The organism is Tepidibacillus sp. HK-1 (assembly GCF_001748485.2).
Lineage (GTDB): Bacteria > Bacillota > Bacilli > Tepidibacillales > Tepidibacillaceae > Tepidibacillus_B > Tepidibacillus_B infernus.
In genome coordinates this window covers 16,890-42,110 of record NZ_BDGM02000017.1, presented here as the reverse complement: position 1 = coordinate 42,110, position 25,221 = coordinate 16,890, and the positions used below count along the sequence as shown (strand labels likewise).

At 36.6% G+C, this 25,221-nt stretch carries 28 protein-coding genes and 1 pseudogene; 4 read left to right on the top strand and 25 right to left on the bottom strand.

Going from position 1 to position 25,221, the window contains the following annotated elements:
• Positions 1-25: 25 nt before the first annotated feature.
• From acpS to BEN26_RS09840, 5 genes are all read right to left on the bottom strand, one after another.
• On the bottom strand, positions 26-397 hold the full coding sequence (gene acpS, locus BEN26_RS09860; RefSeq protein ID WP_069799856.1) for a holo-ACP synthase: 372 nt from the start codon (positions 395-397) through the stop codon (positions 26-28).
• A 100-nt stretch (positions 398-497) separates the two neighbouring features.
• Positions 498-1,181, bottom strand: a complete 684-nt coding sequence (locus BEN26_RS09855) for a TerC family protein (protein WP_068727792.1) — start codon at positions 1,179-1,181, stop codon at positions 498-500.
• 245 nt (positions 1,182-1,426) lie between these two features.
• Complete coding sequence (locus tag BEN26_RS09850) at positions 1,427-1,789, bottom strand: metal-sulfur cluster assembly factor (protein WP_068727790.1); 363 nt, start codon at positions 1,787-1,789, stop codon at positions 1,427-1,429.
• An 82-nt stretch (positions 1,790-1,871) separates the two neighbouring features.
• Complete coding sequence (locus tag BEN26_RS09845; RefSeq protein WP_201024228.1) at positions 1,872-2,411, bottom strand: peptidylprolyl isomerase; 540 nt, start codon at positions 2,409-2,411, stop codon at positions 1,872-1,874.
• A 134-nt stretch (positions 2,412-2,545) separates the two neighbouring features.
• Positions 2,546-2,935: a DUF302 domain-containing protein gene (locus tag BEN26_RS09840; RefSeq protein WP_069799854.1), complete on the bottom strand. Its 390-nt coding sequence runs from the start codon at positions 2,933-2,935 to the stop codon at positions 2,546-2,548.
• Positions 2,936-3,107: 172 nt separating this feature from the next.
• Here BEN26_RS09840 and BEN26_RS09835 point away from each other — a divergent pair, with 172 nt between their 5' ends.
• Positions 3,108-4,895 (top strand): S9 family peptidase, encoded by a 1,788-nt coding sequence (locus tag BEN26_RS09835; RefSeq protein ID WP_069799852.1) that lies wholly within the window; start codon positions 3,108-3,110, stop codon positions 4,893-4,895.
• 103 nt (positions 4,896-4,998) lie between these two features.
• On the opposite strand, the gene BEN26_RS09830 is transcribed toward BEN26_RS09835, so the two are convergent.
• From BEN26_RS09830 to BEN26_RS09810, 5 genes are all read right to left on the bottom strand, one after another.
• Positions 4,999-6,183: an O-antigen ligase family protein gene (locus BEN26_RS09830; protein ID WP_255421886.1), complete on the bottom strand. Its 1,185-nt coding sequence runs from the start codon at positions 6,181-6,183 to the stop codon at positions 4,999-5,001.
• A gap of 246 nt (positions 6,184-6,429) precedes the next feature.
• Positions 6,430-7,533 carry an MGDG synthase family glycosyltransferase gene (locus BEN26_RS09825; protein WP_069799848.1) on the bottom strand — a complete coding sequence of 368 codons (1,104 nt, stop codon included), beginning with the start codon at positions 7,531-7,533 and terminating at the stop codon, positions 6,430-6,432.
• Positions 7,534-7,587: 54 nt separating this feature from the next.
• Positions 7,588-8,427, bottom strand: a complete 840-nt coding sequence (locus BEN26_RS09820; RefSeq protein ID WP_069799846.1) for a hypothetical protein — start codon at positions 8,425-8,427, stop codon at positions 7,588-7,590.
• Between the two features lie 14 nt (positions 8,428-8,441).
• Positions 8,442-8,939, bottom strand: coding sequence for an anti-sigma factor family protein (locus tag BEN26_RS09815; protein ID WP_069799844.1), 498 nt, complete (start codon positions 8,937-8,939; stop codon positions 8,442-8,444).
• A gap of 2 nt (positions 8,940-8,941) precedes the next feature.
• Positions 8,942-9,493, bottom strand: a complete 552-nt coding sequence (locus BEN26_RS09810; protein ID WP_068727776.1) for an RNA polymerase sigma factor — start codon at positions 9,491-9,493, stop codon at positions 8,942-8,944.
• Between the two features lie 238 nt (positions 9,494-9,731).
• Here BEN26_RS09810 and corA point away from each other — a divergent pair, with 238 nt between their 5' ends.
• Positions 9,732-10,673 carry a magnesium/cobalt transporter CorA gene (gene corA, locus BEN26_RS09805; protein ID WP_068727774.1) on the top strand — a complete coding sequence of 314 codons (942 nt, stop codon included), beginning with the start codon at positions 9,732-9,734 and terminating at the stop codon, positions 10,671-10,673.
• 6 nt (positions 10,674-10,679) lie between these two features.
• Here the strand turns inward: corA and BEN26_RS09800 are convergent, their stop codons facing one another.
• The 8 genes from BEN26_RS09800 to BEN26_RS09765 all read right to left on the bottom strand — a co-directional run bounded on the left by BEN26_RS09800 (position 10,680) and on the right by BEN26_RS09765 (position 19,218).
• Positions 10,680-12,107 (bottom strand): MFS transporter, encoded by a 1,428-nt coding sequence (locus BEN26_RS09800; protein ID WP_069799842.1) that lies wholly within the window; start codon positions 12,105-12,107, stop codon positions 10,680-10,682.
• 53 nt (positions 12,108-12,160) lie between these two features.
• On the bottom strand, positions 12,161-12,463 hold the full coding sequence (locus tag BEN26_RS09795) for a DUF1515 family protein (RefSeq protein WP_068727770.1): 303 nt from the start codon (positions 12,461-12,463) through the stop codon (positions 12,161-12,163).
• 168 nt (positions 12,464-12,631) lie between these two features.
• Positions 12,632-13,858, bottom strand: coding sequence for a peptidase T (pepT, locus tag BEN26_RS09790; protein ID WP_069799840.1), 1,227 nt, complete (start codon positions 13,856-13,858; stop codon positions 12,632-12,634).
• Positions 13,859-13,886: 28 nt separating this feature from the next.
• The gene (locus tag BEN26_RS09785; RefSeq protein ID WP_069799838.1) at positions 13,887-15,341 is read right to left on the bottom strand and encodes an aminoacyl-histidine dipeptidase; all 1,455 of its coding nucleotides are present in this window, start codon (positions 15,339-15,341) and stop codon (positions 13,887-13,889) included.
• Positions 15,342-15,356: 15 nt separating this feature from the next.
• Positions 15,357-15,740, bottom strand: coding sequence for a PqqD family protein (locus tag BEN26_RS09780; protein WP_068727764.1), 384 nt, complete (start codon positions 15,738-15,740; stop codon positions 15,357-15,359).
• A gap of 89 nt (positions 15,741-15,829) precedes the next feature.
• Positions 15,830-17,734, bottom strand: coding sequence for an OPT family oligopeptide transporter (locus BEN26_RS09775; RefSeq protein ID WP_069799836.1), 1,905 nt, complete (start codon positions 17,732-17,734; stop codon positions 15,830-15,832).
• Positions 17,735-17,965: 231 nt separating this feature from the next.
• The gene (locus BEN26_RS09770) at positions 17,966-18,427 is read right to left on the bottom strand and encodes a ribonuclease H-like YkuK family protein (protein ID WP_069799834.1); all 462 of its coding nucleotides are present in this window, start codon (positions 18,425-18,427) and stop codon (positions 17,966-17,968) included.
• Between the two features lie 197 nt (positions 18,428-18,624).
• A complete protein-coding gene (locus tag BEN26_RS09765; protein ID WP_069799832.1) occupies positions 18,625-19,218 on the bottom strand; it encodes an alpha/beta fold hydrolase in 594 nt (197 codons plus the stop codon).
• Positions 19,219-19,396: 178 nt separating this feature from the next.
• Here BEN26_RS09765 and BEN26_RS09760 point away from each other — a divergent pair, with 178 nt between their 5' ends.
• Positions 19,397-19,576: a pirin family protein gene (locus tag BEN26_RS09760; protein ID WP_181482263.1), complete on the top strand. Its 180-nt coding sequence runs from the start codon at positions 19,397-19,399 to the stop codon at positions 19,574-19,576.
• 92 nt (positions 19,577-19,668) lie between these two features.
• Here the strand turns inward: BEN26_RS09760 and BEN26_RS09755 are convergent, their stop codons facing one another.
• Positions 19,669-20,562: a GGDEF domain-containing protein gene (locus tag BEN26_RS09755; protein WP_399168305.1), complete on the bottom strand. Its 894-nt coding sequence runs from the start codon at positions 20,560-20,562 to the stop codon at positions 19,669-19,671.
• A 15-nt stretch (positions 20,563-20,577) separates the two neighbouring features.
• Positions 20,578-20,847 (bottom strand): annotated as a pseudogene (locus BEN26_RS14305) (EAL domain-containing protein); the annotation flags it as partial.
• Between the two features lie 169 nt (positions 20,848-21,016).
• Here BEN26_RS14305 and BEN26_RS09745 point away from each other — a divergent pair.
• On the top strand, positions 21,017-21,355 hold the full coding sequence (locus BEN26_RS09745; protein WP_068727754.1) for a helix-turn-helix domain-containing protein: 339 nt from the start codon (positions 21,017-21,019) through the stop codon (positions 21,353-21,355).
• Positions 21,356-21,546: 191 nt separating this feature from the next.
• Here BEN26_RS09745 and merA read toward each other — a convergent pair whose 3' ends face one another.
• Genes merA through merR form a run of 5 tightly spaced genes read right to left on the bottom strand, consistent with a single transcriptional unit; the run spans position 21,547 to position 24,485 of the window.
• Entirely contained in the window at positions 21,547-23,187 is a 1,641-nt protein-coding gene (merA, locus tag BEN26_RS09740; RefSeq protein WP_069799829.1) for a mercury(II) reductase, read from the bottom strand.
• 13 nt (positions 23,188-23,200) lie between these two features.
• Positions 23,201-23,521: a heavy-metal-associated domain-containing protein gene (locus BEN26_RS09735; RefSeq protein WP_084818842.1), complete on the bottom strand. Its 321-nt coding sequence runs from the start codon at positions 23,519-23,521 to the stop codon at positions 23,201-23,203.
• 15 nt (positions 23,522-23,536) lie between these two features.
• On the bottom strand, positions 23,537-23,839 hold the full coding sequence (gene merT / locus BEN26_RS09730; protein ID WP_069799827.1) for a mercuric transport protein MerT: 303 nt from the start codon (positions 23,837-23,839) through the stop codon (positions 23,537-23,539).
• Positions 23,836-24,123, bottom strand: coding sequence for a hypothetical protein (locus tag BEN26_RS09725; RefSeq protein WP_084818841.1), 288 nt, complete (start codon positions 24,121-24,123; stop codon positions 23,836-23,838). Before BEN26_RS09725 ends, merT begins: the two co-directional genes overlap by 4 nt.
• Positions 24,090-24,485 (bottom strand): mercury resistance transcriptional regulator MerR, encoded by a 396-nt coding sequence (merR, locus tag BEN26_RS09720; RefSeq protein WP_069799825.1) that lies wholly within the window; start codon positions 24,483-24,485, stop codon positions 24,090-24,092. Before merR ends, BEN26_RS09725 begins: the two co-directional genes overlap by 34 nt.
• Positions 24,486-25,221 lie beyond the last annotated feature (736 nt).

Sequence of the window (25,221 nt, the reverse complement as noted above, 5' to 3'; positions counted from 1 at the left end):
GAATTTGGACAGATATGCAGGTTGTCTATATTTGTTCTATAATAACTTTTGCGATTGCTATTGTTTTTGTATGAGAAATACTGATATGTATGGTAAGATTTTCTTTCTCTACTTCCGTCGATTTGATCACTACGATTGGTTTTCCTGAATCTAATGAACTGATTTCAATATCCTTCCAATTTAATTGTTTTCCAATCCCCGTACCAAAGGCTTTGGCTACTGCCTCTTTTCCTGCAAATCTTCCTGCTAAATACTCTATTTTTCTTTGTGGATTTAAAGGGGCTCCTGCTAATTCTTTTTGGGTAAAAACCTTTTGAAGAAAGTGACTTTCTTTATTTTCAATGATTCCTTTGATTCTAGGTATTTCAACCAAGTCAATTCCGATGCCAATGATCATTCCTTATCACCTTTTACCTTTTGTCTTTTTCCATATCATACCTGAGTGAAATAAAGAAAAAAAGACCGTTTATCAAATAAACAGTCTTAACGATCATCATTTATACACGATTGTAGGATTCATCCTTTTTTCTTTTCCAATATCCCATTCCAATAACGAATGAGATAATCAGAATCGGAATAATATATTCAAGATATGGAAGCTTTTGAATCAGGTTTTCATGAACCAACCGATCTTCAACAATCATTGTACCGGATGTCCAAGCAATGACTGCAGACCCAATGAAAACGATAATAGGATACTTTTCAATAAAATGTAAGATTATAGTGCTTCCCCAAACGATAATAGGAACACTAATTAATAAACCTAGAACCACTAACACTGGATGGCCATGTGCAGCTCCAGCAACCGCTAATACATTATCGATCCCCATCAATAAGTCTGCAATAATAATGGTTTTTACTGCTTCCCAAACATTATTTCCTGATTGAACATCTTCATGTTGATCTTCATCAACCAATAATTTGTATGCAATCCAGATAAGTAAAACCCCACCGATTAATTTAATAAAGGGAACCTCTAGTATATAAACTGCTATGGCAGTTAACCCTGCACGGATGGCGATTGCCCCAATAACTCCCCAAAAAATAGCTTTTTTTCGTTGACCTTTAGGTAACTTTCGGGTGGCTAAGGCAATTAATATTGCATTGTCTCCTCCTAAAACGATATCAATCATAATAATACTAAGTAAGCTACTTAAGAACTGTATCCCTGTTACGTCCATCTATCTGTACACCCCCACTTTTTATCATTACCTAAAAAGATAAAAACATGTAAAAAGACCTCTATCTTCTTAGATAAAGGTCTTGCTAACAACATAAATGAAGTTGTGAACAAAGCCGAGGAAAAATTTCCTGTCTTGACGACTTTGTTGCTTATTAGCTACTCCCCTTTATAGTAAAAATAACACGGATATAGGGATTTGTCAATTAGTACCATGGCCTACTAGGTTTTCATTGATTCCACATTTTATCTGATACCTAATGCCATCTTTGCATATTTTGACATACGATCTTTATCCCAAGGAGGATTCCAAACGATATCTACAGCGATCTTATTTATTCCTTCAATCCCGGCTAATGCATTTTGGACATCTATTGAAATAGAACCCGCTAATGGGCAGCCCATTGCTGTAAGTGTCATTCTAACGACAACATTTTTTTCTTCATCCAAATGAACACCATAAACTAAACCAAGATTTACAATATCAATATGAATTTCAGGGTCATTAACCTCCATCAATGCTTCAATGATCTGTTGTTTAAGATTCTCATCTTCTATCCCTGAAAATTCAATAGGTGCAATATTTAATAATTCATCTGACAATGACATGACAGTCACCTCGATTGTTGTTTTTTTCTCTTTTACATAAGCATAATGGATGTTTATCTTTTTGTTAAGCTTATAAGTTTATTTACATTTCCTCTATTTTTACATTTTTCATATATACCGCTTCTTTAGGGCTACTCATTTCACCACCAAAAGAAGGCCCAACTGGTACACTAGCGATGGCATTTACCGTATCCATTCCTTCAATCACTTCACCAAAAACGGTGTAGTTAGGATGCTGATTAAGAAAGGTACTATCTGGACCACTACAAATAAAGAATTGACTGCCATTGGTGTTAGGGCCGGCATTTGCCATCGCAACGATTCCTGGCTCATAGGCTTTAACTGGTGGTAATTCGTCTTCAAAGGAATACCCCGGACCTCCCATTCCATTACCAAGTGGATCTCCAGTTTGAATCATAAAGGTTTCAATGACACGGTGAAATTTTACCCCATCATAATAACCATCTTTCGCCAAAAAAACAAAATTATTTACTGTTTTTGGGACTCCATTTGCAAATAACTTGATCTTAATATCTCCTTTATTTGTATGTATGGTTGCTACATATTCCTTATCAGGATCGATTTGCATCTCAGGTGCATTTGCGTATTGTTTGATATTCATTGTTTTGTCTCCTTTCAAACTAAGTAACAAACATATTATAGCAGTTTATCCCTTGATAAACAAAAATGACGTGCAATCAGTTCATCACACGCCATTCTTTTTATCTATTTTAATTGTTGTTGTTTTCAAAATCTTTAAATTGCTTTATCGATCGAGTGAATTAAACGATCTTCTATATTTTTGGCGACTTGATTTAATCCTTCTTGCTCCATGAGGCCAATTAACGTGGTTGGCCGTACTAAACCCACCTTCGTGTGATCCCCTTCTTCAGTAACTACCATTTTACAAGGGAGAAAATAACTAGTCATTGGGTCTTTTTCTAACATCCCATGTGCCTCTTCAGGGTTGCATACTTCAAGAACAGTAATATTTTTAGAGGCATTTAACCCCTTCTCAGCTAATTTTTTATGGATTTCGAACTTCCATAGGATACCGAACTTATCTTCTTTTAAGACGTTTTCTAAATCCTGTATGGTTTGCTCTACAGTCTTATTTGTTGTAACTGTGTAATGATATTCGCTCACTTTTTTATCCTCCTCATTTACTTGTTCATGTCACATAGATAAATTTTTCCTTTTATCTCTAGATTTATTCATCCTATGATGCTCCACGAAATAGAGGAATAATTCGCCTAATGAAGAATATATTGTTTAAGGTTTTTCACAAAAATATCTAATTTCTGAAAGGGGATTATAAATGATTTCATTTCCTAAACCAGATGTAGAACAATTCTTTCGAACTTATGTCATTTCTCAGTTTGCAATAAGTAAAGATGAAAGTAAATTGATCTTTAGTACCAACATGAATGGGAAATTTAATTTATGGGCAATGGATTTGCCTCAAACCTATCCATATCCACTTACTTATCATGATCAAAATAGCAGCTTTATTAAGATCGATCCAAAAAATCGTTTTTTCCTTACGGGTTTTGACCATGATGGCGATGAAAATTATCAAATTTATGCCTTACCTATAGAGGGAGGAAAACCTTTCCCAATACTAACAGGTGATAGGAAGGAAAAATATTTCTTTGCTGAACTATCTAAAGATGGAGAACGGCTCTATTATATGACAAGCAAGGAAAACCCGAACTTCCTTGATGCTCGGCTTTACAACCTAGTAACAAAAGAGGATCAATTATTATTTCAAGGGGATGAAACAACAACTTATTTAGTGACAACCAGTCCTGAGGAGAAAAGCTATGTTTATATCAAAATGTATGCAAACACTTATGTTGTTGCATATGTAAAAGTTGGTGATGAAGTCTTTTGTTTAACTCCATCCCCAGAAAAAGTTCATACAGCAACAGATGCTCTTTATATCGATGAGTCAACCATTTATTTCGTAACAAATTTTGAAGAAGAGTTTTCTTATGTAGCGTCCTTTAATCTAGAAACGAAAGAATTTGCCACTATTTTGAAGTTGAAGAAAGAGGATGTTACCGGAATCAAATGGCATGAAAAAACCAGAACTTTATACATCGTAACGGAAAAAGGTGTTACAGACCAATTCTATGCTTATCAGATCGACAATAAAATTCTAACGCCGATTAACACGCCTGTAGACAATATCCAGCAGTTTACTGTGGCTGATAGCGGCAACCTTTATCTATTAGGGCGTAGTGCAACAAGACCATTTAATATTTTTAAAAGAGAAGAAAATGGAGAATGGCATCCTCTTACTGACAATCGAGTTTTAGGTGTTCCTGAATCAGACATGGTTGATCCTGAAGTTGTACGTTATCCTTCCTTTGATGGATTGGAAATCGAGGCCTTATTATTTAAAGCAAAGCCAGAGGTTGCAAATGGATATACGATCTTTTGGCCACATGGAGGTCCACAAGCTGCTGAACGTAAATTTTTCCGAGGATTATTTCAATTCCTATTAGGCCGAGGCTACACGATATTTGCCCCCAACTTTAGAGGAAGTACCGGTTATGGAGCAAGCTTTACAAAGCTAGTAGAAGGCGATTGGGGGGAAGGCCCTCGTTTAGATTGCGTTGCTGGTATTGAGTGGTTATTTGATCAGGGTATCTCAGCACGAGATAAGTTATTTGTTGTTGGTGGTAGCTATGGTGGTTATATGACCTTACTATTAGCAGGGCGTCATCCAGAATATTTCAGAGCGGCAGTCGATATCTTTGGGCCAAATAATTTATTTACCTTTATTGATTCTGTTCCTGAGCATTGGAAACCAATTATGACTCGTTGGTTAGGAGATCCTGAAGTTGATAAAGAACGATTAACAAAGGATTCCCCGATCACCTATCTTAACCAAATGACCAAACCCATGCTTGTTATCCAAGGTGCAAATGATCCTCGAGTCGTTAAAGCTGAATCTGATCAAATTGTTGCATCCTTGAGGGAAAAAGGAGTAGAAGTGGAGTATCTTGTTTTAGAAGATGAAGGACATGGATTCTCTAAAAAGGAAAATGAAATCAAAGTGAATCGATTGATCTTAGATTTCCTTGAACGGCATCAATAAAAGATGTTTGTATATTCTAACGCACTCCGTTGTCCGTGAATTTCTTTGAATGAAAAATTAGGTTAGAATGCACCCAATCATATGGGTGCATTTTTTGTTCTAATTATGCTTTTTTCCAAGACTTTTTATAACGCAAAGTAAGAGGATAGGTTGGGATGGTTTGTGGAATATAAGAATAAGCTAAGCTCCCAATTAAGGTTGAACTGACAACAAACAGGAGAGCCACTTGTGGACTCATTATGGTAAAATCAAATAACCCTTGGCCTAAAACAATCGCCTGAATTCCACCTAGTAATGGAGTAATTCTACATTTTTTTTGATAAAGTAAGCGAATTTCTTGTAATAATGACCACTCCATCCAAAGAAAAATCGATAAGCCAACAACACCAAGCGTAGTTGCTATAGTTAGAAGGGTGTTATGGGCATGAAAGACTCTTAAATAATGATAAATTGAACTATCCGCATAATAAATTCCCAGTAAACCCCACCCTGTCACTGGCTTCATCATAAACATATATAATGCATTTTCCCAAATTGCTTGTCGATCACGAATAGAGGAAAATAGGATTTCCCCTCGTGGGAACCACTCTGGAAAATTAAGCATCAAGGTAATACCTGATAATAAAGTGAACATTAAGAAAAGCATCTTTTTCTTATGGCCAGAAAAATAACTATAAATAACAAAGCCAAAGAAAAGTCCAATTACAGCTCCTCTTGAACCTGTCATCATTAAAACAGTGACAAATAACGCTGTACCAACTGCAAACCAAACTTTATGTATCCCCTCTGACTTTTTAAAGAAATAAACCCCAAAAAGGATCATGATCGCATACCAAGTCCCTGCTAAGTTTGGATTGTTAAAAGTCCCAGATATTCTATAGCTTTCGGTAATATCGTCAATAGAACGAGTACCAAGTAAGTATTTCCACCACGTTGGGGAATAGGTAATGATATTAAAATGTTCCAAAATTCCCATCAAAGCAGACCCAATAGAAAACAAAAAGATTGAAAAAAATAGTCGTTCTACATCAGTGACTGTTTGATATTTATCTTGAAAGTAGACACTTACTAATAATAGTCCTAAAATGACAAGAGATGCTAGAGTAGACATTTCATTCTCATTGATGATCCCAACAATGAATGACCAAAAGAATAAAAGGGCTATTCCGATATTCCATGGATTTTTAAGTGACAACTCCCCCTTGCGTATTAAATAATAGAGGAGATAGATCATTGGTAAAAAGGCTAAATAAGGCGAATAAACAACCATAGCCAATCCTATATTCACAATCAATGAAAACCCTCCTGGTTTCTCCCTTTGTCTTTTTGTAATCTCATTGTAATATTTCTGTAACAATAGAACAGTATAATAAATAAATTAAGTTTTCAAGTAACAAATTTTGCTTTTTGGCTCAGATATAAGGCTATTTCCAGTTCTATACATATATTTTCGCAGGAAACCCTTCCTTTTCGTCGTAAATGTCACACTTCCTCTTATTCAGAGCTCACCATTTAAAAAAATGCCTAGCGAATACTAGGCATTTTTGATGATTTGTTCTACTGCGTTTCGTCCATTATATGTTTTTGAAAGACTTTTAAAATATTTTGAGATCATGTATGGCTCTTTAATAAATTGCTCAAGAAGGTTATTCAGCTCTTCCATATCTTTTACAGAAATACCAAGTTGATTCTGAAGAATGTATTCATAGTTTTCTTCTTCCTGTCCTGGTATTGGATTTAACATAATCATTGGTACTCCCTTCGCCATCGCTTCTGCAACGGTCACACCCCCTGGTTTAGTAAGAAGCAAATCTGCTGCATCCATTAACTCATCAATATTTTTTACAAAAGGATAGATATGAATATGCGGATGATTAAATGAAGGATCAAGTTTTAAAGAACGATATAGAGTACGATTCCTTCCTGTTACAATCAATATTTGCATCTCATCCCGATATTGATGAATGGTACTTAGCATATCTGGAGACAAACCGATTCCTAGTCCTCCTCCCATATATAATAGTGTTGGCCGATCAGAAAGTCCTAATTTTTTTCTTATCTTTCTTTTATCCGTTTTGTTCCAAAAATTCGGGTGGGTAGGAATTCCTGTAATATAAAGGCGCTTCTCTGATACTCCAAGCTGTTGCATTTGTAGTTTAGCTTCATGATTAGGTAAATAGTAATAATCTACACCCGTATTGATCCATGATCCATGAACATGATAATCGGTTATCACCGTATGCAAGGGAATATTTAAGCCCATTCGTTTTAATCTAGAGACGACAGCACTAGGAAAAGGATGAGTTGTCACGATCAAATCCGGCTTATATTCATGAAACAACTGCAAAATATGAGCATAGATCATTCGATGTAAGAAGAATTCAAATTGGGGCTTCACTGTACGATTTTGTACCCTTCGATAAATCATCCCCCATATTTTTGGAGAAAAACGTAATGTTTTTAGGTATATTTCTGTTATCCAATGACTAAGTGTAGGGCGTAACCAGGTTCCAAGTTCAAGAACATGAATTTGCCAGTCAGGATGGTAGGATAATATTCCCTCTTTTATGGCCTCAGCAGCTCTTGTATGACCAGCACCAAATGATTCAGATAAAATTAAAATGCGTTTCCCCGACATTTTACATATCTCCTTAAATCATTGAATTTCATAAAGTGTTCAAAAATTTTCTAATCACACTTTTCTTTGCATTCTTTTCTGCCATAGCCACATTGTCATTAATCCAAAAGTCATCCATATTACGCCTAAAAATAAAAGCCATCCTAATAGCGGAAGATTGATTCCAGCTGTAACGAGGATGGCCCCACCAAGTGCTATCATCCATCGTGCTCTGTTGATACTTCCAGGTAACCACTCACCAATGATCAAGCTAATAGATGAAAAAGTAATCAATAAGAAAATAAACAAAACAACTAATAAGACAAGGACAATTGGAATTCCGACGATCGTAATGGATAATAGACCACTTAAGGCTAAAAACAATAAGCTTGTAACAATCCCTACTGTCACGAGTCGTAATGGGTTTTCTATTATCATCTCTTTAAAGGGCTGTAATCGTTCTTTGGCTATTGCGACAGTAGCGGTAGAGAGGATAATAAGTAACAGACTAGTTATTAGGCGAAGGAACCAAATTCCAAGTAATAGTGCTCCTCCAAGTAGAAAACTATTTGCTGTCATTGAATTAAACGAGAGATTAAGTACATGCTCTGAAATGTGAGCCCCTTGTTCTTGATTGATCTGCCCACCAATGACAAGGACTAATCCCTCTATTCGAGCAGATCCCTTAATATTAAGATCACCATTAACGATCACGACCGCGTCCTTAACTGTACCCGAAATCGTAGCATCCCCGCCTAAAACGAAAACATTTTCCACGGTTTGTCCTTTTGGAATAACCGTATCCTTTTGCGAATACAAATTCTCTGCAGAAACAGGTGTGCTTATATTGAGAATAAAAATAAAAATAAAAATTAAACTAAAAAGGATGAATCTTCTTTTCCATTGATTTTTCATCTGGTTCACCTTCTTTATCCTAACGCTTTTGTTTGTAAAAGTTTTCTTAATGACCATATAGAGATTGCTACTAATATTGTGGCAAATACTAAGAATCCTTCAACTAAGAACGGAATGAAACTAAAGATCGTTGGTAGTGTTTGAATCACGCTAAATAGTACTTTAATAATCGAAGTTAGTAAATTAAAGCTAAATGAAGTATAAGGCAATAGGATGAGTAACATTGATCCTAATAATATTCCAATAACAATGCCTATCCAGATTTTTTTCTCAGACACTATTTTTGCTACTTCCCTTTTCTCAATCGTTAACATGAGCTTTTCCTCGAAATCATTTGGGATCTCCAATGTCTGATACGCGCTAAATAATTGTTGTTTTATCGAAGATAATTCTTCTAATAATGTTTGACAATGGATACAAGTAGATAAATGATCCTCTACAGCTAACTGTTCATCATAAGTTAACTCGTGATCTAGATAAGCGGAAAGCAATTCATCTAGATGTTTTTCCATTTTTACACCCCTTCCTCTTGACTCGTTAGTGCCTTTTTCAAGGCGTTCCGTGCAATATGAATACGAGATTTAACTGTTCCCTCAGGAATCTTCATGATCTCTGCAATTTCATCATAGGAAAAACCTTGAATATCTCTATAAATTAAGACTGCCCGATGCTCTAATGAAAGTTGCTGCATCGCATCTTGAATTGTCATTTTCAGATCGATTCCTTCAATATTGTTATTTCTGTTTATTTGTTGATTTGCTCGATTCTCCATTCCCTCTTGAAAGAGCTCTTTTTCCCTCTTTTTCTTCTGCATCCGGTCATAACATAAATTCGCGACAATTCGTGCAAGCCAAGAAGAAAAAGCATATTCACTCTCTAATTGATTAAATGCATAATAAGCTTTAAGGAAGGCTTCCTGTGCAACGTCTTCTGCTTCCATCTGGTCACCTAGCATTGCATAGGCTTGTCTTATGACTTGGCCCTTAAATCTCGAAACAAGTTGTTCAAATGCTTCTTTTTTCCCTCGCTTTGCATCCCGTATGATTTGATAAAGATCTTGCTCCAAACGATATCAACCCCAATTCATTACCTGGAACCCTAGAAGAAAAGAATATATATCTCTCTTTTATCGTTTTATTAAAAAAGACTTTTATTCAATTAAAAAAGTTCATCTTTTTAAGAAAAGAAAATTAAACTTTCTAATTAAAATATGCCCGGATTAAACCGAGCATTTTGTGTAAGCTGGAAAAAATGGTATATTAAATTCAAAAATAAAAGTAAAAACTAAAAGGAGCAGCCCAATCATGATTCGAACCATTGCTGTGACAAAAAATCGTCAACTAATCGAAGGATTGCCACTTGAGGAGTTAAAAACCTCCCAAATTGACTGGTACTGGGTAGACTTTGAATCCCCCACAGAAGAGGAAAAAAAGTTACTGGAAAGCTATTTTCATTTTCATCCCTTAGCGATTGAGGATTGTTTGCAATTCTTACAAAGGCCCAAACTTGATTATTACGATGGTTATAACTTTTTTGTGCTTCATTCTCTTAATCAAGATACTTTACTAGCTGAAGAAGTAGACCTATTTGTAAGTAGTCAATTTATTGTCTCTTTTCAGTTGTTCCAATCCAGTGAAATTGAACTGGTTCGTCAAGAATTGATTTCTGATCCACTTTCTTTAGAAAAAGGTCCTTTTCATATCATGTACCGAATTATTGATAAAATTGTAGATTATTATTTTCCAACCATCTATAAAATTGAAGATCGAATTAATGAAATCGATAATAGCATAAGACCGATTCATATGTTAATGGATGAAGTTTTCGATTTAAGAAGCCAATTACTAACCATTCGTCATACGATTTTCCCGATGCGAGATCTCCTTTATCGAATCATCAACTCTGAACGCCTTGAAATCGTAAAAGAACAACATATTTATTTTACCGATATCTATGATCATCTTCTAAAATTGACCGAGATGATTGAATCAAATCGAGAGGTTACCTCAGATATTCGCGATAGTTATCTTTCCTTAAGTTCAAACCGAATGAATACGATCATGATGACTCTTACCGTCATCACAACGATCTTTATGCCTCTTACATTTATTGCAGGAGTCTATGGAATGAATTTTAAATATATGCCTGAATTAAACTGGCATTATGGTTATTTTATTACCTTAGGATTCATGGGCATCATTGCGTTAAGCATGTATTTCTGGTTTAAACATAAAGGTTGGTTTTAGGCCAACCTATTTTTTGTGTAATGGTCCACGTACCAAAGAAGTGAATACCGCAATGACTGCTAATAGAGCTGCTACAAGAAAAGTAAGGTGAAAGGCTCCTGTAAAGGCCTCTATTTTTAATTCAGCTCCTGTTAGACCTTTTGCAGATAATACGTTTGTAAGATGATTTTGCCGACTAGTAAAAATGGCTCCAGAAATAGCTACTCCTAACACCATCCCCATATTACGCATCGTAGCCAACATACTTGAAGCAATACCCAATCTATTTTTGGGAACACTTCCCATTACAGCACTATTATTTGGCGTCTGGAACATTCCTATACCTAAACCAACTGTAATCATTCCTAAGATCATGGACAAACGTGTTGACTCTATATGTAACAAACTTAATTGCCACATCCCCAATGCTGTAATCACCATTCCAAATGAGCTAATATAACGAGAATCGATTCGATCAGAAATGACACCACTAATCGGTGCAACCAACAACATGGTTAATGGCATGGGAATAAACAACAAGCCTGCTTCAGAAGGTTGTAGCTTTAATAATTGCTGCAAGTAAAAAGGCATGAGAAGAATGACAGAAAACTGGGCAACAAAGCTTAATAATGAAGATAAGTTCCCCATGGAAAATAACCGATTATTAAAAATCGAAAGATCGACCATAGGATGATCTACTCTTTTTTCTATGTAGATAAAAAGTACTAAAAGGAATAGCCCAGCAACCAATAAACCTATAATGTATGGATTACTCCAGCCGACCTTCTCCGTATAACTTAAAGAGAATAAGAGACTGGTTAAAGATAAGAAGAGTACGACTGCTCCTTTAATATCAAAATGCTGTTCACCAGAGTGATTTGATTCTGGTATCACTTTTTTTGCCCACCAATAGCCAATGATTCCAATCGGTAAATTGATATAAAAGATACTTTGCCAGCCAAAATGAGTAGTTAAAAAGCCCCCTAAAACAGGTCCTGTCGTTAATGCAATGGAAACAGAGATCGCAATGATTCCCATAAATTTCCCCCGTTCTTTTGGAGGTGCAATATCTGTTACGATCGCAGGCCCCATCGCCATCATCATCCCTGCTCCAATCGCTTGAAAAGCTCGAAAAAGGATCAAGGTCAAAATCGATGGAGAGATTGCACTAAGGAGTGAACCAATTGTAAATAAAATGAAGCCAATCATATAGATTTTCTTATGCCCAAACATATCCCCTAACCGGCCATAAGTCAGTAAGAGGCTGCTAATCACCAACAAATAAGACATGACCACCCATTCGACCGTACCAAGAGACGTCTGAAAATATTCTCGAATGTTAGGTAAGGCTATATTGACCACGCTTGAATCTAATGGTCCCATAAAGGTGCCAATCGCAACGGCGCTAAGAATCTGAAATCGCCTACTTTTTGTAAGAGATTGAGCGTTTGTCATATCTTTCATCCCTTCATCTTGACTCCGGTTCGGGGGCGTTTTCCACATTTCTTTTACATGCCAAACATACTAAGCATGCTTACAAGCCAGCTCTTCTTTACTCTAGATTTGTCTATCTCCTTTATTTCCGCTTCTGTTTCACTCTTTTCAATCGTTGTCATCAATCCTTTTAAGGATTCAAGCTTTTGTTCTAATGTATTGATTTTTTCTATCAATTCATCAATTTCATTTCGATGATGTAATACTTGAACTGAAACTACTCGGTCTGCCTTTTGTTCTAATTTCCGTTCTAGCTCATCCATCTTGCGAAAGAGATGATTTAAATTTGCATGATCTTCTTTTATTAAATGCTCCACCTTAATTCCTCCATTCCTTCCTTTGCTATTACTATTCTTCATTTCTCTTTAAGCACCTGCACGGTTGACAAAACTAGTTTTGATTCGGCAAAGAAATTAAGGTTCTTCCTTAAAACATCTTCTTTCGACAAAATCCTCATATAGATGGATAGTTAAATTTTGCGTATATTATCTTTTTGTGTAAAGCTCTACAATTTTTAAAATCACATCCACTGCTTTCTCCATTGCATAAGTAGGGATGAATTCATATCTTCCATGGAAGTTATGACCACCGCCAAAAATATTTGGGGTCGGCAAGCCCATGTAAGAGAGTCTTGCTCCATCTGTTCCACCACGAATCGGCTTGACGATCGGTGTGACACCTACTTCTTCCATTGCCTTAAACGCTGTGTCAACAATATGTTTTACAGGTTCAACCTTTTCTTTCATGTTATAGTATTGATCTTTGATTTCAGCCGTGACTGTGCCTTCTCCATATTTTTGGTTAAGCTGTTGAGCAAATTCTTGCATGGTTTCTTTTCTTTTTTCAAAAGTTGTTTTATCAAAGTCACGGATAATGTAAGAAAGAATCGTTGTCTCTACGTCACCTTTTATATTGTTTAGATGATAAAATCCTTCATATCCTTCTGTATGGGCAGGGGTTTCTTCTTTAGGTAATAAAGCGATATATTCATTTGCAATTAAAATCGAGTTGATCATTTTATCTTTTGCTGTCCCTGGATGGACATTTCGTCCTTTTATGATAATCTTGGCCCCTGCAGCATTAAAGTTTTCATATTCTAGTTCACCTATAGGACCACCATCCATCGTATAGGCAAAATCTGCACCAAAAAATTTGACATCAAAATGATCTGCCCCTCTTCCTACTTCTTCATCAGGGGTAAAACCAATTCGGATTTTGCCATGGGGAATTTCCGGATGATTCTTGAGATATTCTACAGCAGTGATAATTTCGGCCACACCTGCCTTATCGTCTGCTCCTAAAAGCGTTGTCCCATCGGTTGTGATCAATGTTTTTCCTATGTAATTTTTCAGTTCAGGAAATTGTTTTACTGATAAAATAATATTTTTTTCTTCATTTAAAACAATGTCTTCTCCATCATAATTTTTCACAATCTTTGGATTGACATTGGTACCTGTCATATCTGGGCTTGTATCCATGTGAGCAATAAAGCCGATCGTTGGCACCTCTCTATCTATATTTGCAGGTAAAGTTGCATAAATATAGCCTTTTTCATTGAGGGTGACCTCTTCTAAACCAATCTCTTTTAGTTCTTCTGCAATCGCTTTAGCTAATACCATTTGCCCTGGTGTAGTTGGGACAGTATTAGATTCATCATCTGAACGAGTATCATACTTCACATACTTTAAAAAGCGTTCAACCACATTTGACATAAAAGATCCCCCATTTTTTGGATATTGTTTATTTTATGTTCTTTAATACCTCAGTTAAGAACTCATAAACCCTTTGGGTAGAAGAAATGCTTAAAGATTCTTCAGGGGTATGAGCATGATAGATATTTGGTCCAATCGATACCATATCGATTTTACCAAGCTTTTCCTGTAGGAATCCACACTCTAGTCCTGCATGAATCGCATCCACTTTCATTTCATTATGATTCAATTCTTTATATACCTCATTCATGATATCTCTAATCCTTGAATTCGGTTCATATTCCCATGCAGGATAATCGGAGAACAACTCCATCTTCGCACCAATCAAATCGCAAATACTTGCAATTCGGTCATTGATCTCATCTTTTAAGGATTTCACCGAACTTCTTACTGCACTACTTAAAATGATTTCTTCTTCTTTTGTTTCCAGTGTTCCTATATTATTGGAACTTTCCACTAAACCTTTAATATTTGCACTCATCGTTTGTACTCCTGCAGGAATTAAACGGAGAGCATGAATGAGGTGCTTTTTAGTTTTATCTTGGAATACCTGTTTCACTTGTTCTACTTGATTCAATTGAACCTGAATATTAGGATCTGATGCCTCAAATTCCTTTTGGAAAAAGTTTTGATATTGATCAACAATTTTTTCTAATTCTTTAATATACGCTTCATCAAGCAAAATTGTGGCAGAAGCCATTTTAGGGATGGCGTTCATTTTTTCTCCACCACTTACTGCTGCAATATCAAGCTCTATAGATTTTTCGATACCCCTCAATACTCTACCTAATAACTTGATCGCACTAGCTCGATTTTTATCAATTTCAATGCCTGAATGTCCACCACGTAGTCCCTTAATCGTCAGAGTATAAGCTTGTTTCTCTGAATCGACCTCTGTCCACTCAATTGGAATCGAAACAACATTTCTCACCCCACCAGCGCAAGAAGCAAGCATAATACCCTCTTCTTCAGAATCAATATTGATCAGAATCTTTCCGGTCAAGTGTTCAGGTTGAAGATTGAGTACTCCATCCATCCCGGTTTCTTCTGCTACAGTAAACAAACATTCAATTGGCGGGTGTTCTAATTCCTTTGATTCTAAAATGGCCATCATCATAGCTACTGCAATTCCGTTATCTGCCCCCAGTGTCGTTCCCTCTGTTTTGACGAAGTCCCCCTCGACAACTAAAGGTATCGGATCTTTCGAAAAATCAAAAGGATAATCTTCTTTTTTAACACAAACCATATCCATGTGGCCTTGAAGGATTACAGTAGGAGACTGTTCATAGCCTTTTGTTCCCGGTTTTTTGATAATTACATTTCCAGATTCCTCTTGAATAACCTCAAGCCCAAGGTTTTCCCCGAATTGGACCAAATAATCACTAATTTGTTTCTCATTTCCTGACTCTCTAGGAATTCTACTAATCGCTTCAAAATGTTTAAATACGGATTCTGGTTGAAGGCCTTCTAAACGATTGTTCATATATTTAGCCCCTTTCTAATGATTATCATACATGTTCTCAGTTTTTTCATTCTTCTTAAGCGTGATAAATTGATTATTCCTTAAAACATTGATATATGTAATTAGCCTTTCATAGAGAGGCTCAATCTCTTCTCCAAACTCTAATTTCAATAGCCTTCCGATTTCACTAACATTTCTTTTCCCATCAATTAAATTCCAAATATAAGTTCCATATGTATCTAAATCTATTCTCATTAATTTAGGTGTTTTCTTAAAGACTCTAACGATTCGATCTAACATACTGTTTCTGGGAATAATAATCTGAATGATTCCCTTTTCAGTCATGATCGATTGATATTTATTTGTTTTTAGAGGAATCAATTCTAAAAAATTATCCTTTTTTGAAATTTTATTCGCCATTATTTTACCTCTAATATCCTTTCTTTGCTATTAAAATGTTTCACAAAAGTGAAAAAGAGGATAGAATATATCCTCTTTTTCTAGCTTGGTTAATCTACCTTTTTAAATACGGAGAATTTCATTAACAAATAAGTTAATATTCCAAAGAAAATCAAGGAACCGATTTGCCCTAAATCAATACCAAGGACAAGGTCTACACCAAGAACTGCAAAAACGGCTAACAAGATCCCAATTAGACCTTCTCCAGCAATTAATCCTGAAGCAAATAAAATACCAGAGTCGATTTTTTGGCTCACTTTTTGATCTTCTTCACCATTTTTGTTTAGTTTTCTATTTAAGATTCCTCGAACAATTCCACCCACCATAATTGGTGTACTTAAGTGGATAGGCAAATATAAACCAATCGCAATTGGTAATACAGGTAAACCTAATAATTCAATGGCCACCCCAACTCCAATTCCTACAAAAATCAATGTCCATGGTAAGTTACCACCCATTACACCTTCAATAACTAATCTCATCAAGGTTGCCTGAGGTGCAGGTAGTTCATTAGAACCAAATCCCCATGCTTCATTTAGTAAAGTTAGAACTAACCCAATTACTAATGCAGAAGCAACTACACCAACAATTTCGCCAATTTGCTGTTTCTTTGGTGTTGCTCCAACAAGAAAACCTGTTTTTAAGTCTTGAGAAGTATCTCCTGAAATCGCTGCGATAATTGCTATTATCGAACCTACAGTTAAGGTTGCAATCATGCCTGCTTGTCCATCATTACCTGTTGCTTTAAAGATGATCGCTGTGATGATTAAAGTAGCAATGGTCATACCAGAAACAGGGTTAGATGAACTCCCTACAAGACCAACGATTCTTGAAGATACTGTTGCAAAGAAGAAACCAAAAATCGCAATTAATAATGCTCCAACAAAACCTACAGGAATGATGGGTAACATCATCATCGCAAGGACAATTACAAGTACCGCGATTAAAACAAGTTTCAAGGAAAGGTCTTGATCTGTTCTTTTATTCGTTTGCTCACCCACACCACCAGAATAGTCTTTCATCGCATCCTTAAAGGTTTGAATGATCAATGGAAGTGATTTAATTAAGCTAAAAATACCACCAAATGCAACGGCTCCAGCACCCACATAACGGATATAGCTATCCCAAATTCCCCAATATCCTAATTCACTAATTGGAACAGTTGCTGGGTACATAATAATTTCACCCATATTACCAATATAGTCGATTAAAGGAATAAGTCCAAACCAACCAATTACTGCACCTGCTAACATATATGCAGAGATCTGAGGCCCGATGATAAAGCCTACACCTAAAAGCGCTGGTAGAACATCGGCTCCAATAGCAGCTCCCTTATAACCAGGAATGGCTGTTTCGATTTCACTAGGGAATAGCTTGAACCCATCAGCAATAAATTTGTAGATCGCTCCAATACCTAAACCTAAGAAGGTTGTCTTCGCTTTTTGGCCACCTTCTTCACCTGCTAACAATACTTCGGCACATGCAGTACCCTCTGGATATGGTAAAATACCATGTTCTTTTACGATTAGTGCCTTTCTTAACGGAATCATAAATAGAACACCTAATGTTCCCCCAATAATGGCGATAACCGTAATTGTAAATAAACTTGGAGCCCCCATATTCCACTCGGTAGACCAAATGTAAAGGGCAGGTAATGTAAAGATTGCCCCAGCTGCAACCGATTCTCCTGCAGAACCAATCGTTTGTACCAAGTTGTTTTCTAAAATAGATTCTTTTTTGAATAATCCACGAATAATACCCATAGAAATAACAGCTGCAGGAATTGATGCACTAATTGTCATTCCGACTTTTAGACCTAGATAAGCATTTGCAGCCCCAAATATAACAGCCAATAAAATACCTAGAATAAATGAAGTTTTGGTAAACTCAGGTAATACTCTATCTGCAGAAATAAAAGGTTTAAATTCCTTTGTACTGCTGTCGCTTTTCGCCATTCTGCCTTCTCTCCTATATATAAAATGTTAATTCCAAAAGGATTCTAATTTGTTTGAAAATTGCGGCCACAATTTGAACTGATCCTTTTGACAAAACATGTATTATTATAAAGATTTTTAGGATTATTTACAACCTTTTACTTTATATTTCTACAGTTAAGAGTATTCGGAAAATAAGTTTAATAACCTATTCTCAATCAACTCATTATGTTAGATATCATAATAATGGCTCTATTTTGAAAGTTTGTTAGCGATCGAAGATGCTGCATAGGAATACGGTTTTGTCTTACATTGAAAACCGCAAGCATTTACCCAGCTAACGATTTCGGGGATCATTTTTGAAGTTGGGCCATCCTCTCCTGCATCCACATGAATCCCAATATCATGTAATTGACCTTCTTGTTCTAGATACATGGCTAATTTACTTGCCATTTCTAGGCTTAGACTTGTCTCATAAAATATTTTCTGCCTTATATTGGTTATTTTACGGACTCTTTTAATGTCATAAAAAAAGATCCCACCATTCCCAACGTTCCACACGGCAACGACAATCACAGTCTTTGTCAAATCAAAATTTTGTGAATCAGTTCCAACCGAAATTTTATACTGTTGACCTTTATCCTTAGAAATATAGTTGCTTATGATTTGGCACATTCTTTCAAAGGAGACTTCCCCGTAGGTGATACTACGCATCTTTTTACTCTCCCTTTCAGTGAAATGTAAACCTCTTTGTTTTATCATATGTTCCTTAACTATAATGTACCACATGACATCATAACAATTCCAATGTAATGAGAAGTCGGGTTCCCTGCTCCATCTCCATTAATGACAAGCCGATGCACCAAACTTTACTCATACAAAAATAATAGCGGCCAAAACCGCTATTATTTTTAAAAAGTTTTTATGAATTTCATCAATACATCTGAAAATATTTCAGGCTCATCAAAGTAACATGTATGTCCTAAATTATCAAATGTGAATAAGGTACTATTAATAATATTATCTTTCAATATACCTGCAAATTCATATGGCGCAATATCATCTTTTTTACCCCATACAATCAGCGTTTTGGCTCTTATATTTTTTAACAATTCCCCGTATTTGTCTACATTTATACTATCTATAATTGTTAAAGTTTTAAGCATAGTTCCATATTTAAGTGCAAATTTTATAGATATTTCTCCACTGAAAGATGCACCTACAAGATGAAATGCTTCAATATTTAATTGAACTACAAATTCATGTAAAAAATCTTCTTTTTCTAAATTCAAATCCTCTGATAAACCATATCCTGGAAGTTCAAGTGCTATCACCTCGAACCCTTCATTATTCAATCTATCAATTATTCCTGAGTTTACCCAATCATAAGCATTATACTTTTTACCATGCAATAGAATTATAGTACCATCGCTATTATCATTTTTTGCTTTTAAATAATGGATTCTGCTATTTTTTATGTCGATATATTCATCATATATAGTCATAATATTCACCTCTTAAATTAAACGAACCTGTTTTTCAATTTAATATCTCCTATTTTACCTTCGTTAAATAACATATAAAACATCTCTTCCATATAACATTTTAATAACATTTTAAAACTTGTTTTTACATAAGTAAAATAATATGATATTATAAAATATATAAGCAAACACTTATGATGTGAATAAAATAAATTTAAGAGAAAGCAAAATATTTTTAACTGTATGTGAATGTAATTCTACGATTAATACGGTTGAACTATCTGATCGGGACGGACTAGAAATTGTAGAGGAAGATATTTTAGTGAAGGCAAAAAAAACTTCACATTTTTTGATCATTGAAATGAAGAAACAAGATTAATTATTTTAAGCGTACCTGGCAAAAAAATATAATCTTGGTGTATGCTGTCAAGCATAACTTACACTTCCATTTTACTTATGACATATTGATGGTTATATAGCAACAATTCTGTTACGTCCCGTTTCTTTTGCCCGATACAATCCTTGATCTGCTTTCTCAATAAACTGGCTCAGATCTTGCCCTTTGATATATTCTGTTATCCCTAAACTTATGGTGACCAATATCCGTTTCCCTTTATAAACAAACTTGGTTCCTTCCACTGTCTTTCGGATTCGTTCAGCAAATTTAATTCCTTGTTCTAAAGAACCATTCGGCAAAACAATCATAAATTCTTCTCCTCCTGTTCTAACGAATACATCAGAATCACGAATGATCCCCTCTATAACTCTGGTTACTTTTTTCAAGACCATATCCCCAGCGTTGTGACCATATGTATCGTTGATGGTTTTGAAATGGTCAATATCAAACATGATCAGTGTCATCGGATGTTCTCTTCTTTGAGATAAAGGAATGGCTTTTTCCATATACAAATCCAGGTATCTACGGTTATAGATTTTAGTGAGCGGGTCAGTCAAAGCAAGATGTTCTAATTCCGTTATTAACCTTGCAACCTTGATTCGAAAAGAAGAAATCATTGTGAATACGACCCATTCCACTGCTCCTGTAATAATTAGATGAATCCCATCCTGATATTGAATTTGTTCCTGACGAAACACAAATTCCGTAATAACCATAAGAATGAAGCCTGACAATCCAACAGTGATTGTTGCTTTCCACGTTGGGAATAAGACCACTGTTGCAATAGCAGGTATCAAGAGAAGCATCCATAGTGATTCTAAAGGCGAATAATAATTAACAACTACCACCATTGCTAAAGACGCCAGGATAAATACATACATCAGCTTTCGGTTCATCATTCGTATTTTTTCCTTTTGTCCAGTGATTGTAGCTTTCGCCTTAAATGGAAGTATTCGACAAATTTTCACAATTCCAGCCCCCTTTCCGTAATCATCCAGTGCAATGGCATACCCTTTATCTTTCAAATAATGAACCGCTCTTTTGAACAAACCCATGTCCGATATTTTTTCTGCTTCGTTGATTTCAAACACAATGTTTCGATTAGAGAAGCGAATACTCTTGAGTTTTCCCAAAAAATCAGGAAAAGAAGGATGAACTATGGTGGAAGGATATACATTAAAAAACTCCCTATCTTCTCCCTTAAACCACCCATCATTTTCTAGGTCTTCAGAACAAGTAACATGGGTATTTATTTCTATAACATAACGAGATTCGATTGTTTCAACATGGTTTGCACATAAGACAACATCTCGTCACTTCTTGAAAAATAATACTTATAGTATATCATTAATGATTTTGAATATCTATTGTCTCTTGGGGAAGCTTAAAGATTAAAGCTAAAGTTACATAAGAGGTGGTTAAATGAGTGATTTGCCAAAAGTTATCGGAGAGCGGATTCGAAATTTCCGTAAAGAAAAGGGATTGAGCCAAGAAGAATTAGCAGATATAGCCAATCTCCACACTACATACATTGGACAATTGGAAAGAGGCGAGAAAAATGCGACACTGGAAAGCATCGAAAAGGTGGCCAACGCTCTGGAGATTTCATTAGAAGACCTCTTTCGGTCGATCCACCCTAATCCAGATTCTCAAGAATACACACTATCCCAAATCATCACCCGCTTACAAACACGAAACATCAAAGATCAGAAAATCGTCCTGAACTTGCTGGATCTATTGCTGGACTGGAAAGATCAGTGAAAACCATTGTTAGCAAGTAGACTTGTGGAGGCAGAAAACAAAAATGAGGCGGAAGCTTACACTCCGCCCCATGAATCTATTTCGCTAATCTTGCACACATTGTCATCAACATTTCTCTCATCAAACAAACCCTATTAAACACAACGCATCACTTCTCCTGTACATTCACGCTTAATATGATTCTATAAAGTTCACCCTGCACAGCAGGATAATTTAGATACGTCTTTATCAAAAGTTAACACCGCCAATTTTAACCCTTCCGCCATGGTCAAATACGGGGCAAGACTGTCTCTTAAATCTTCTATGGTTAATCCAAATTTCACGGCCAATGTGCCTGCGTAAATGACATCACCAGCATTTTCAGCAACCACATGAACCCCTAAAACTTTAAAGGTGCGGGCATCAGCAACCAGTTTAAAAATACCAGTGGTTTCCCGATTCACGATGGCTCTTGGCACAGCACTTAAAGGCAGAACCGATGTCCTTACCTCAAATCCTTTTTCTTTTGCCTGTTTTTCGGTAAGACCTACGGTTGCAATGGATGGATTTGTAAATATTACACCTGGAACAATTTCAAGGTTTGCCTTTCGGTTAGCTCCTCCAATGGCGTTATCTGCCGCAATCCCGCCTTCATAAGCGGCGACATAAACAAATTGTGAACCTAACGTAACATCTCCTGCGGCATAAACCCTTGGATGGCTTGTACACATATATTCGTCAACGACAATTTCACCACGAGAACCCACCTGAATGCCCGCCGCTTCCAGATGGAGAGCTTCCGTATTTGGCTTTCGCCCTGTTGCAATGAGTAATTCATCAGCTTCAATCACCTTTTGTTTTCCGTTTACCGTAACATAAACTTGTTTGATGTCTCCATGTTGTTCAATACGCTCATATGTGGCCCCCGTCACAAGGTTGATCCCTTGTTCTGCTAATGCTTGCTTGACTACATCTGCAATTTCGGGATCATAATTGCGTAAAAAGGTATCTCCTCTTTGGAGAATGGTTACTTCCGTTCCCAAGTTGTTAAAAAGGTTTCCTAACTCCAACCCGATAAAACCTGCACCAATCACCGCAAGACGCTTCGGAAGCCTTTTTCGTTCAAGCAATGTGGTGCTTGTTACATAGTCAACATCCTTTAATCCTGGGATATCAGGTATGTCAGGAGATGCTCCTGTAGCAATCAGAAAGCGTTTTGCGGTCAGTTGGCGACCACCGACCTCTACGGTTTTCTCATCGATAAACTTTGCCTCGCCACGGATCAACTCAAAACCATAGTCATCAATGAGATCTACATATTTTTGCTCACGAAGTTGGCTGACAAGTTTATTTTTCTCCTTGACTAACGAAGCCAAATCGACATCACCTGCGGATGTATGTAATCCGATAAACGGATTTGTTTTCGCCAGATGATGAATCTCTCCCGCCCGCAAAAGTGTTTTCGATGGGACACAGCCAATATTGACACAGGTTCCGCCAATGGTTCCGCGTTCAATCATGGCGACTTTTGCACCATATTCGACCGCTTTAATCGCCGAAGCAAAAGCGGCTCCTCCTGACCCGATAATCAGGTAATCGTATTCGCCTTCATCCCCTAAAACCACTTTTTGTAGCGGCTGGATTTCTTGTACTTCTCCAGGCTGATACTTTGCTTCACGAATCGCTTCTTGTGCTTTTCTTACATCAACGTCATTTGGAAGTTCAAATGTTGCCTCTCCATGTCGGTAACTTGCGTTGACATTGACTGCTCCTATATTCTGTAATGCGGTGGCAATATGTTCTTCGCATCCCGTACACGTCATGCCTTGAATGTTTACGCGATATTTTTTCAAGTGAATTCCTCCTTTATTTCACGCCATAGCCTAAATCCGAAACCGCTTTTTCGATCGTTTGCAAATCCGTTTTGGATTGATCAAATGAAACCGTTACTTTTCCCGTACTACCTTTCGTTTCAATGGTTACATGCTTGACTCCCCCTACCCGTTCCATTGCACTTTGAATCACAAACGGGCAACTTGCACAATACAATTCGGTCACTGTAAATGTTGCCGTATAATTGCCTTCATTATGGCTCTCCATGGTATTTTGCACCACTTTTTCCTGGCTACACGCAGAAATCAGAAATACCATGGACAAAAACACGACTCCGATGATACGCCGAATCACCTTAAAGTCCCCTTCCTATAAATATCCTTTTGCTTTTAAGGTGTAGATCAACATTCCGAAAACCCAAGCGGTTGTAAACCACAATCCTATTTCTGCACTTTTCTTTCGGCATTTTTTCCCATAAACCAGGTAAAAAGAAAAACAGAGGAGAACGACTGTAACGATCATCAAGACAACCTGATATTTTGTTGCAAAAATAGCCAGGCCTCCTGCAATCCCTGTCAGACCGAGCGGAATCAAAATGATCGGTCCCAAACAACAACCAGCCATGACAAACGCCGAGAAGATGGTTGCAAGTTGTGATATTTTTTCCTTCATGATTCTTTCCCCTTTACATCACAACAATGGTCGGTTTGTTCCCGAAACATTTTTCTCCATCCCATATACAGAGATAAAGCGAATAACATAGCCAGAATGATAAAAGTAACTGTCCGAAATTGTGCGATATATGAACCAATTGCTGTTCCTGCCAACAATGGAATCAGTAAAACCAAATGACAAGGACAGGTTACCAAAGCTACAAAAAACCAGCCAACACCTTTCATTGTCTTTCTCATCATCATCACCTCTATTTTTCCATTAACGTTTCGATGATCGGACATTCAAACATCTCTTTGTTTTCAGGACACTTTTCCTTTAAGCTAATGAGCATTCGTTCAATTTTTTTGAGATCGTCTATTTTACTTTGAATCTCCCGAAGTTTTAAAACAGTAAAATCGTACATATCCTTGCATTTGACTTCATCCCGATCTACAACACCCAATAACTTATCAATTTCTTGAAGTGTAAACCCCAAGTCTTGCATCCGTTTAATAAAACCGATCCGTTGCACCATATCTTCTGGATACATACGGTATCCAGAATACGTACGAGTCGGTTCGGGAATCAACCCCAACCTTTCGTAATAACGTATGGTTTCTTTGTTGACATTGCACGCTTTCGCCAATTGACTGATTCGATACATCCTGTGATCACCCATTTCAATTATAAACCCTGTACCATAGTACAGGGTCAATGGTTGGCTTATATTCTTTCCACCGAAAAATCTAAGCTCATGATAAGATCACTCAACAATCCTATCCCCTTTCCCCAACGCGATTCACTATCCAGAAAATGCAGACCACTTTTTGCAATCCCTACTATGTGCCTCAAAATTAAAGTCGTATCACCCTCCCATCTTTCCCCATCCACTCTCGCTCTTACAGCCGCAAGGCTTCACAGCCTCTTTACAACATCTCCCAAAAATCCCCAAAGTAATTATAGTCGTCATAGGGTTCTGGGAAAAACAGGGATTACGACGTGAAAAAACGGGGTCAAAAAGCAATTAAAGTCGAACTAAGAGCAGGGGGAAAGGCAGGGAAAAAGATTCGGGATAGGGCAAAAGATAATCGGAGGAAATGATCGAGAAAAAACAGGAGAAAAACGTTTGAATCCTTTGTACCACAAGGATTTTCTTCTTCTCCCCTCTCAATAAATCCTCTCCCCTGATTTAAGAAAAGAACCGAGGAAATACAGGAGTGGATCCCTGAATTTCGCTCGGCTCGTAACATGACTTTTTAGGCTTTAACACGACTTTTTAGGCTTTAACACGACTTTTTAGGCTTTGAGATGACTTTGATTGGTTTTTACACCTGATTTAAGAAAAGAACCGAGGAAATACAGGAGTGGATCCCTGAATTTCGCTCGGCTCGTAACATGAC

Coding starts and splice junctions, on each gene's coding strand:
- acpS (WP_069799856.1), bottom strand. CDS start 397: ATGATCATTGGCATCGGAATTGACTTGGTTGAAATACCTAGAATCAAA.
- BEN26_RS09855 (WP_068727792.1), bottom strand. CDS start 1,181: ATGGACGTAACAGGGATACAGTTCTTAAGTAGCTTACTTAGTATTATT.
- BEN26_RS09850 (WP_068727790.1), bottom strand. CDS start 1,789: ATGTCATTGTCAGATGAATTATTAAATATTGCACCTATTGAATTTTCA.
- BEN26_RS09845 (WP_201024228.1), bottom strand. CDS start 2,411: ATGAATATCAAACAATACGCAAATGCACCTGAGATGCAAATCGATCCT.
- BEN26_RS09835 (WP_069799852.1), top strand. CDS start 3,108: ATGATTTCATTTCCTAAACCAGATGTAGAACAATTCTTTCGAACTTAT.
- BEN26_RS09825 (WP_069799848.1), bottom strand. CDS start 7,533: ATGTCGGGGAAACGCATTTTAATTTTATCTGAATCATTTGGTGCTGGT.
- BEN26_RS09820 (WP_069799846.1), bottom strand. CDS start 8,427: ATGAAAAATCAATGGAAAAGAAGATTCATCCTTTTTAGTTTAATTTTT.
- BEN26_RS09815 (WP_069799844.1), bottom strand. CDS start 8,939: ATGGAAAAACATCTAGATGAATTGCTTTCCGCTTATCTAGATCACGAG.
- corA (WP_068727774.1), top strand. CDS start 9,732: ATGATTCGAACCATTGCTGTGACAAAAAATCGTCAACTAATCGAAGGA.
- BEN26_RS09800 (WP_069799842.1), bottom strand. CDS start 12,107: ATGACAAACGCTCAATCTCTTACAAAAAGTAGGCGATTTCAGATTCTT.
- pepT (WP_069799840.1), bottom strand. CDS start 13,858: ATGTCAAATGTGGTTGAACGCTTTTTAAAGTATGTGAAGTATGATACT.
- BEN26_RS09785 (WP_069799838.1), bottom strand. CDS start 15,341: ATGAACAATCGTTTAGAAGGCCTTCAACCAGAATCCGTATTTAAACAT.
- BEN26_RS09780 (WP_068727764.1), bottom strand. CDS start 15,740: ATGGCGAATAAAATTTCAAAAAAGGATAATTTTTTAGAATTGATTCCT.
- BEN26_RS09775 (WP_069799836.1), bottom strand. CDS start 17,734: ATGGCGAAAAGCGACAGCAGTACAAAGGAATTTAAACCTTTTATTTCT.
- BEN26_RS09770 (WP_069799834.1), bottom strand. CDS start 18,427: ATGCGTAGTATCACCTACGGGGAAGTCTCCTTTGAAAGAATGTGCCAA.
- BEN26_RS09765 (WP_069799832.1), bottom strand. CDS start 19,218: ATGACTATATATGATGAATATATCGACATAAAAAATAGCAGAATCCAT.
- BEN26_RS09745 (WP_068727754.1), top strand. CDS start 21,017: ATGAGTGATTTGCCAAAAGTTATCGGAGAGCGGATTCGAAATTTCCGT.
- merT (WP_069799827.1), bottom strand. CDS start 23,839: ATGAAGGAAAAAATATCACAACTTGCAACCATCTTCTCGGCGTTTGTC.
- BEN26_RS09725 (WP_084818841.1), bottom strand. CDS start 24,123: ATGTCCGATCATCGAAACGTTAATGGAAAAATAGAGGTGATGATGATG.
- merR (WP_069799825.1), bottom strand. CDS start 24,485: ATGTATCGAATCAGTCAATTGGCGAAAGCGTGCAATGTCAACAAAGAA.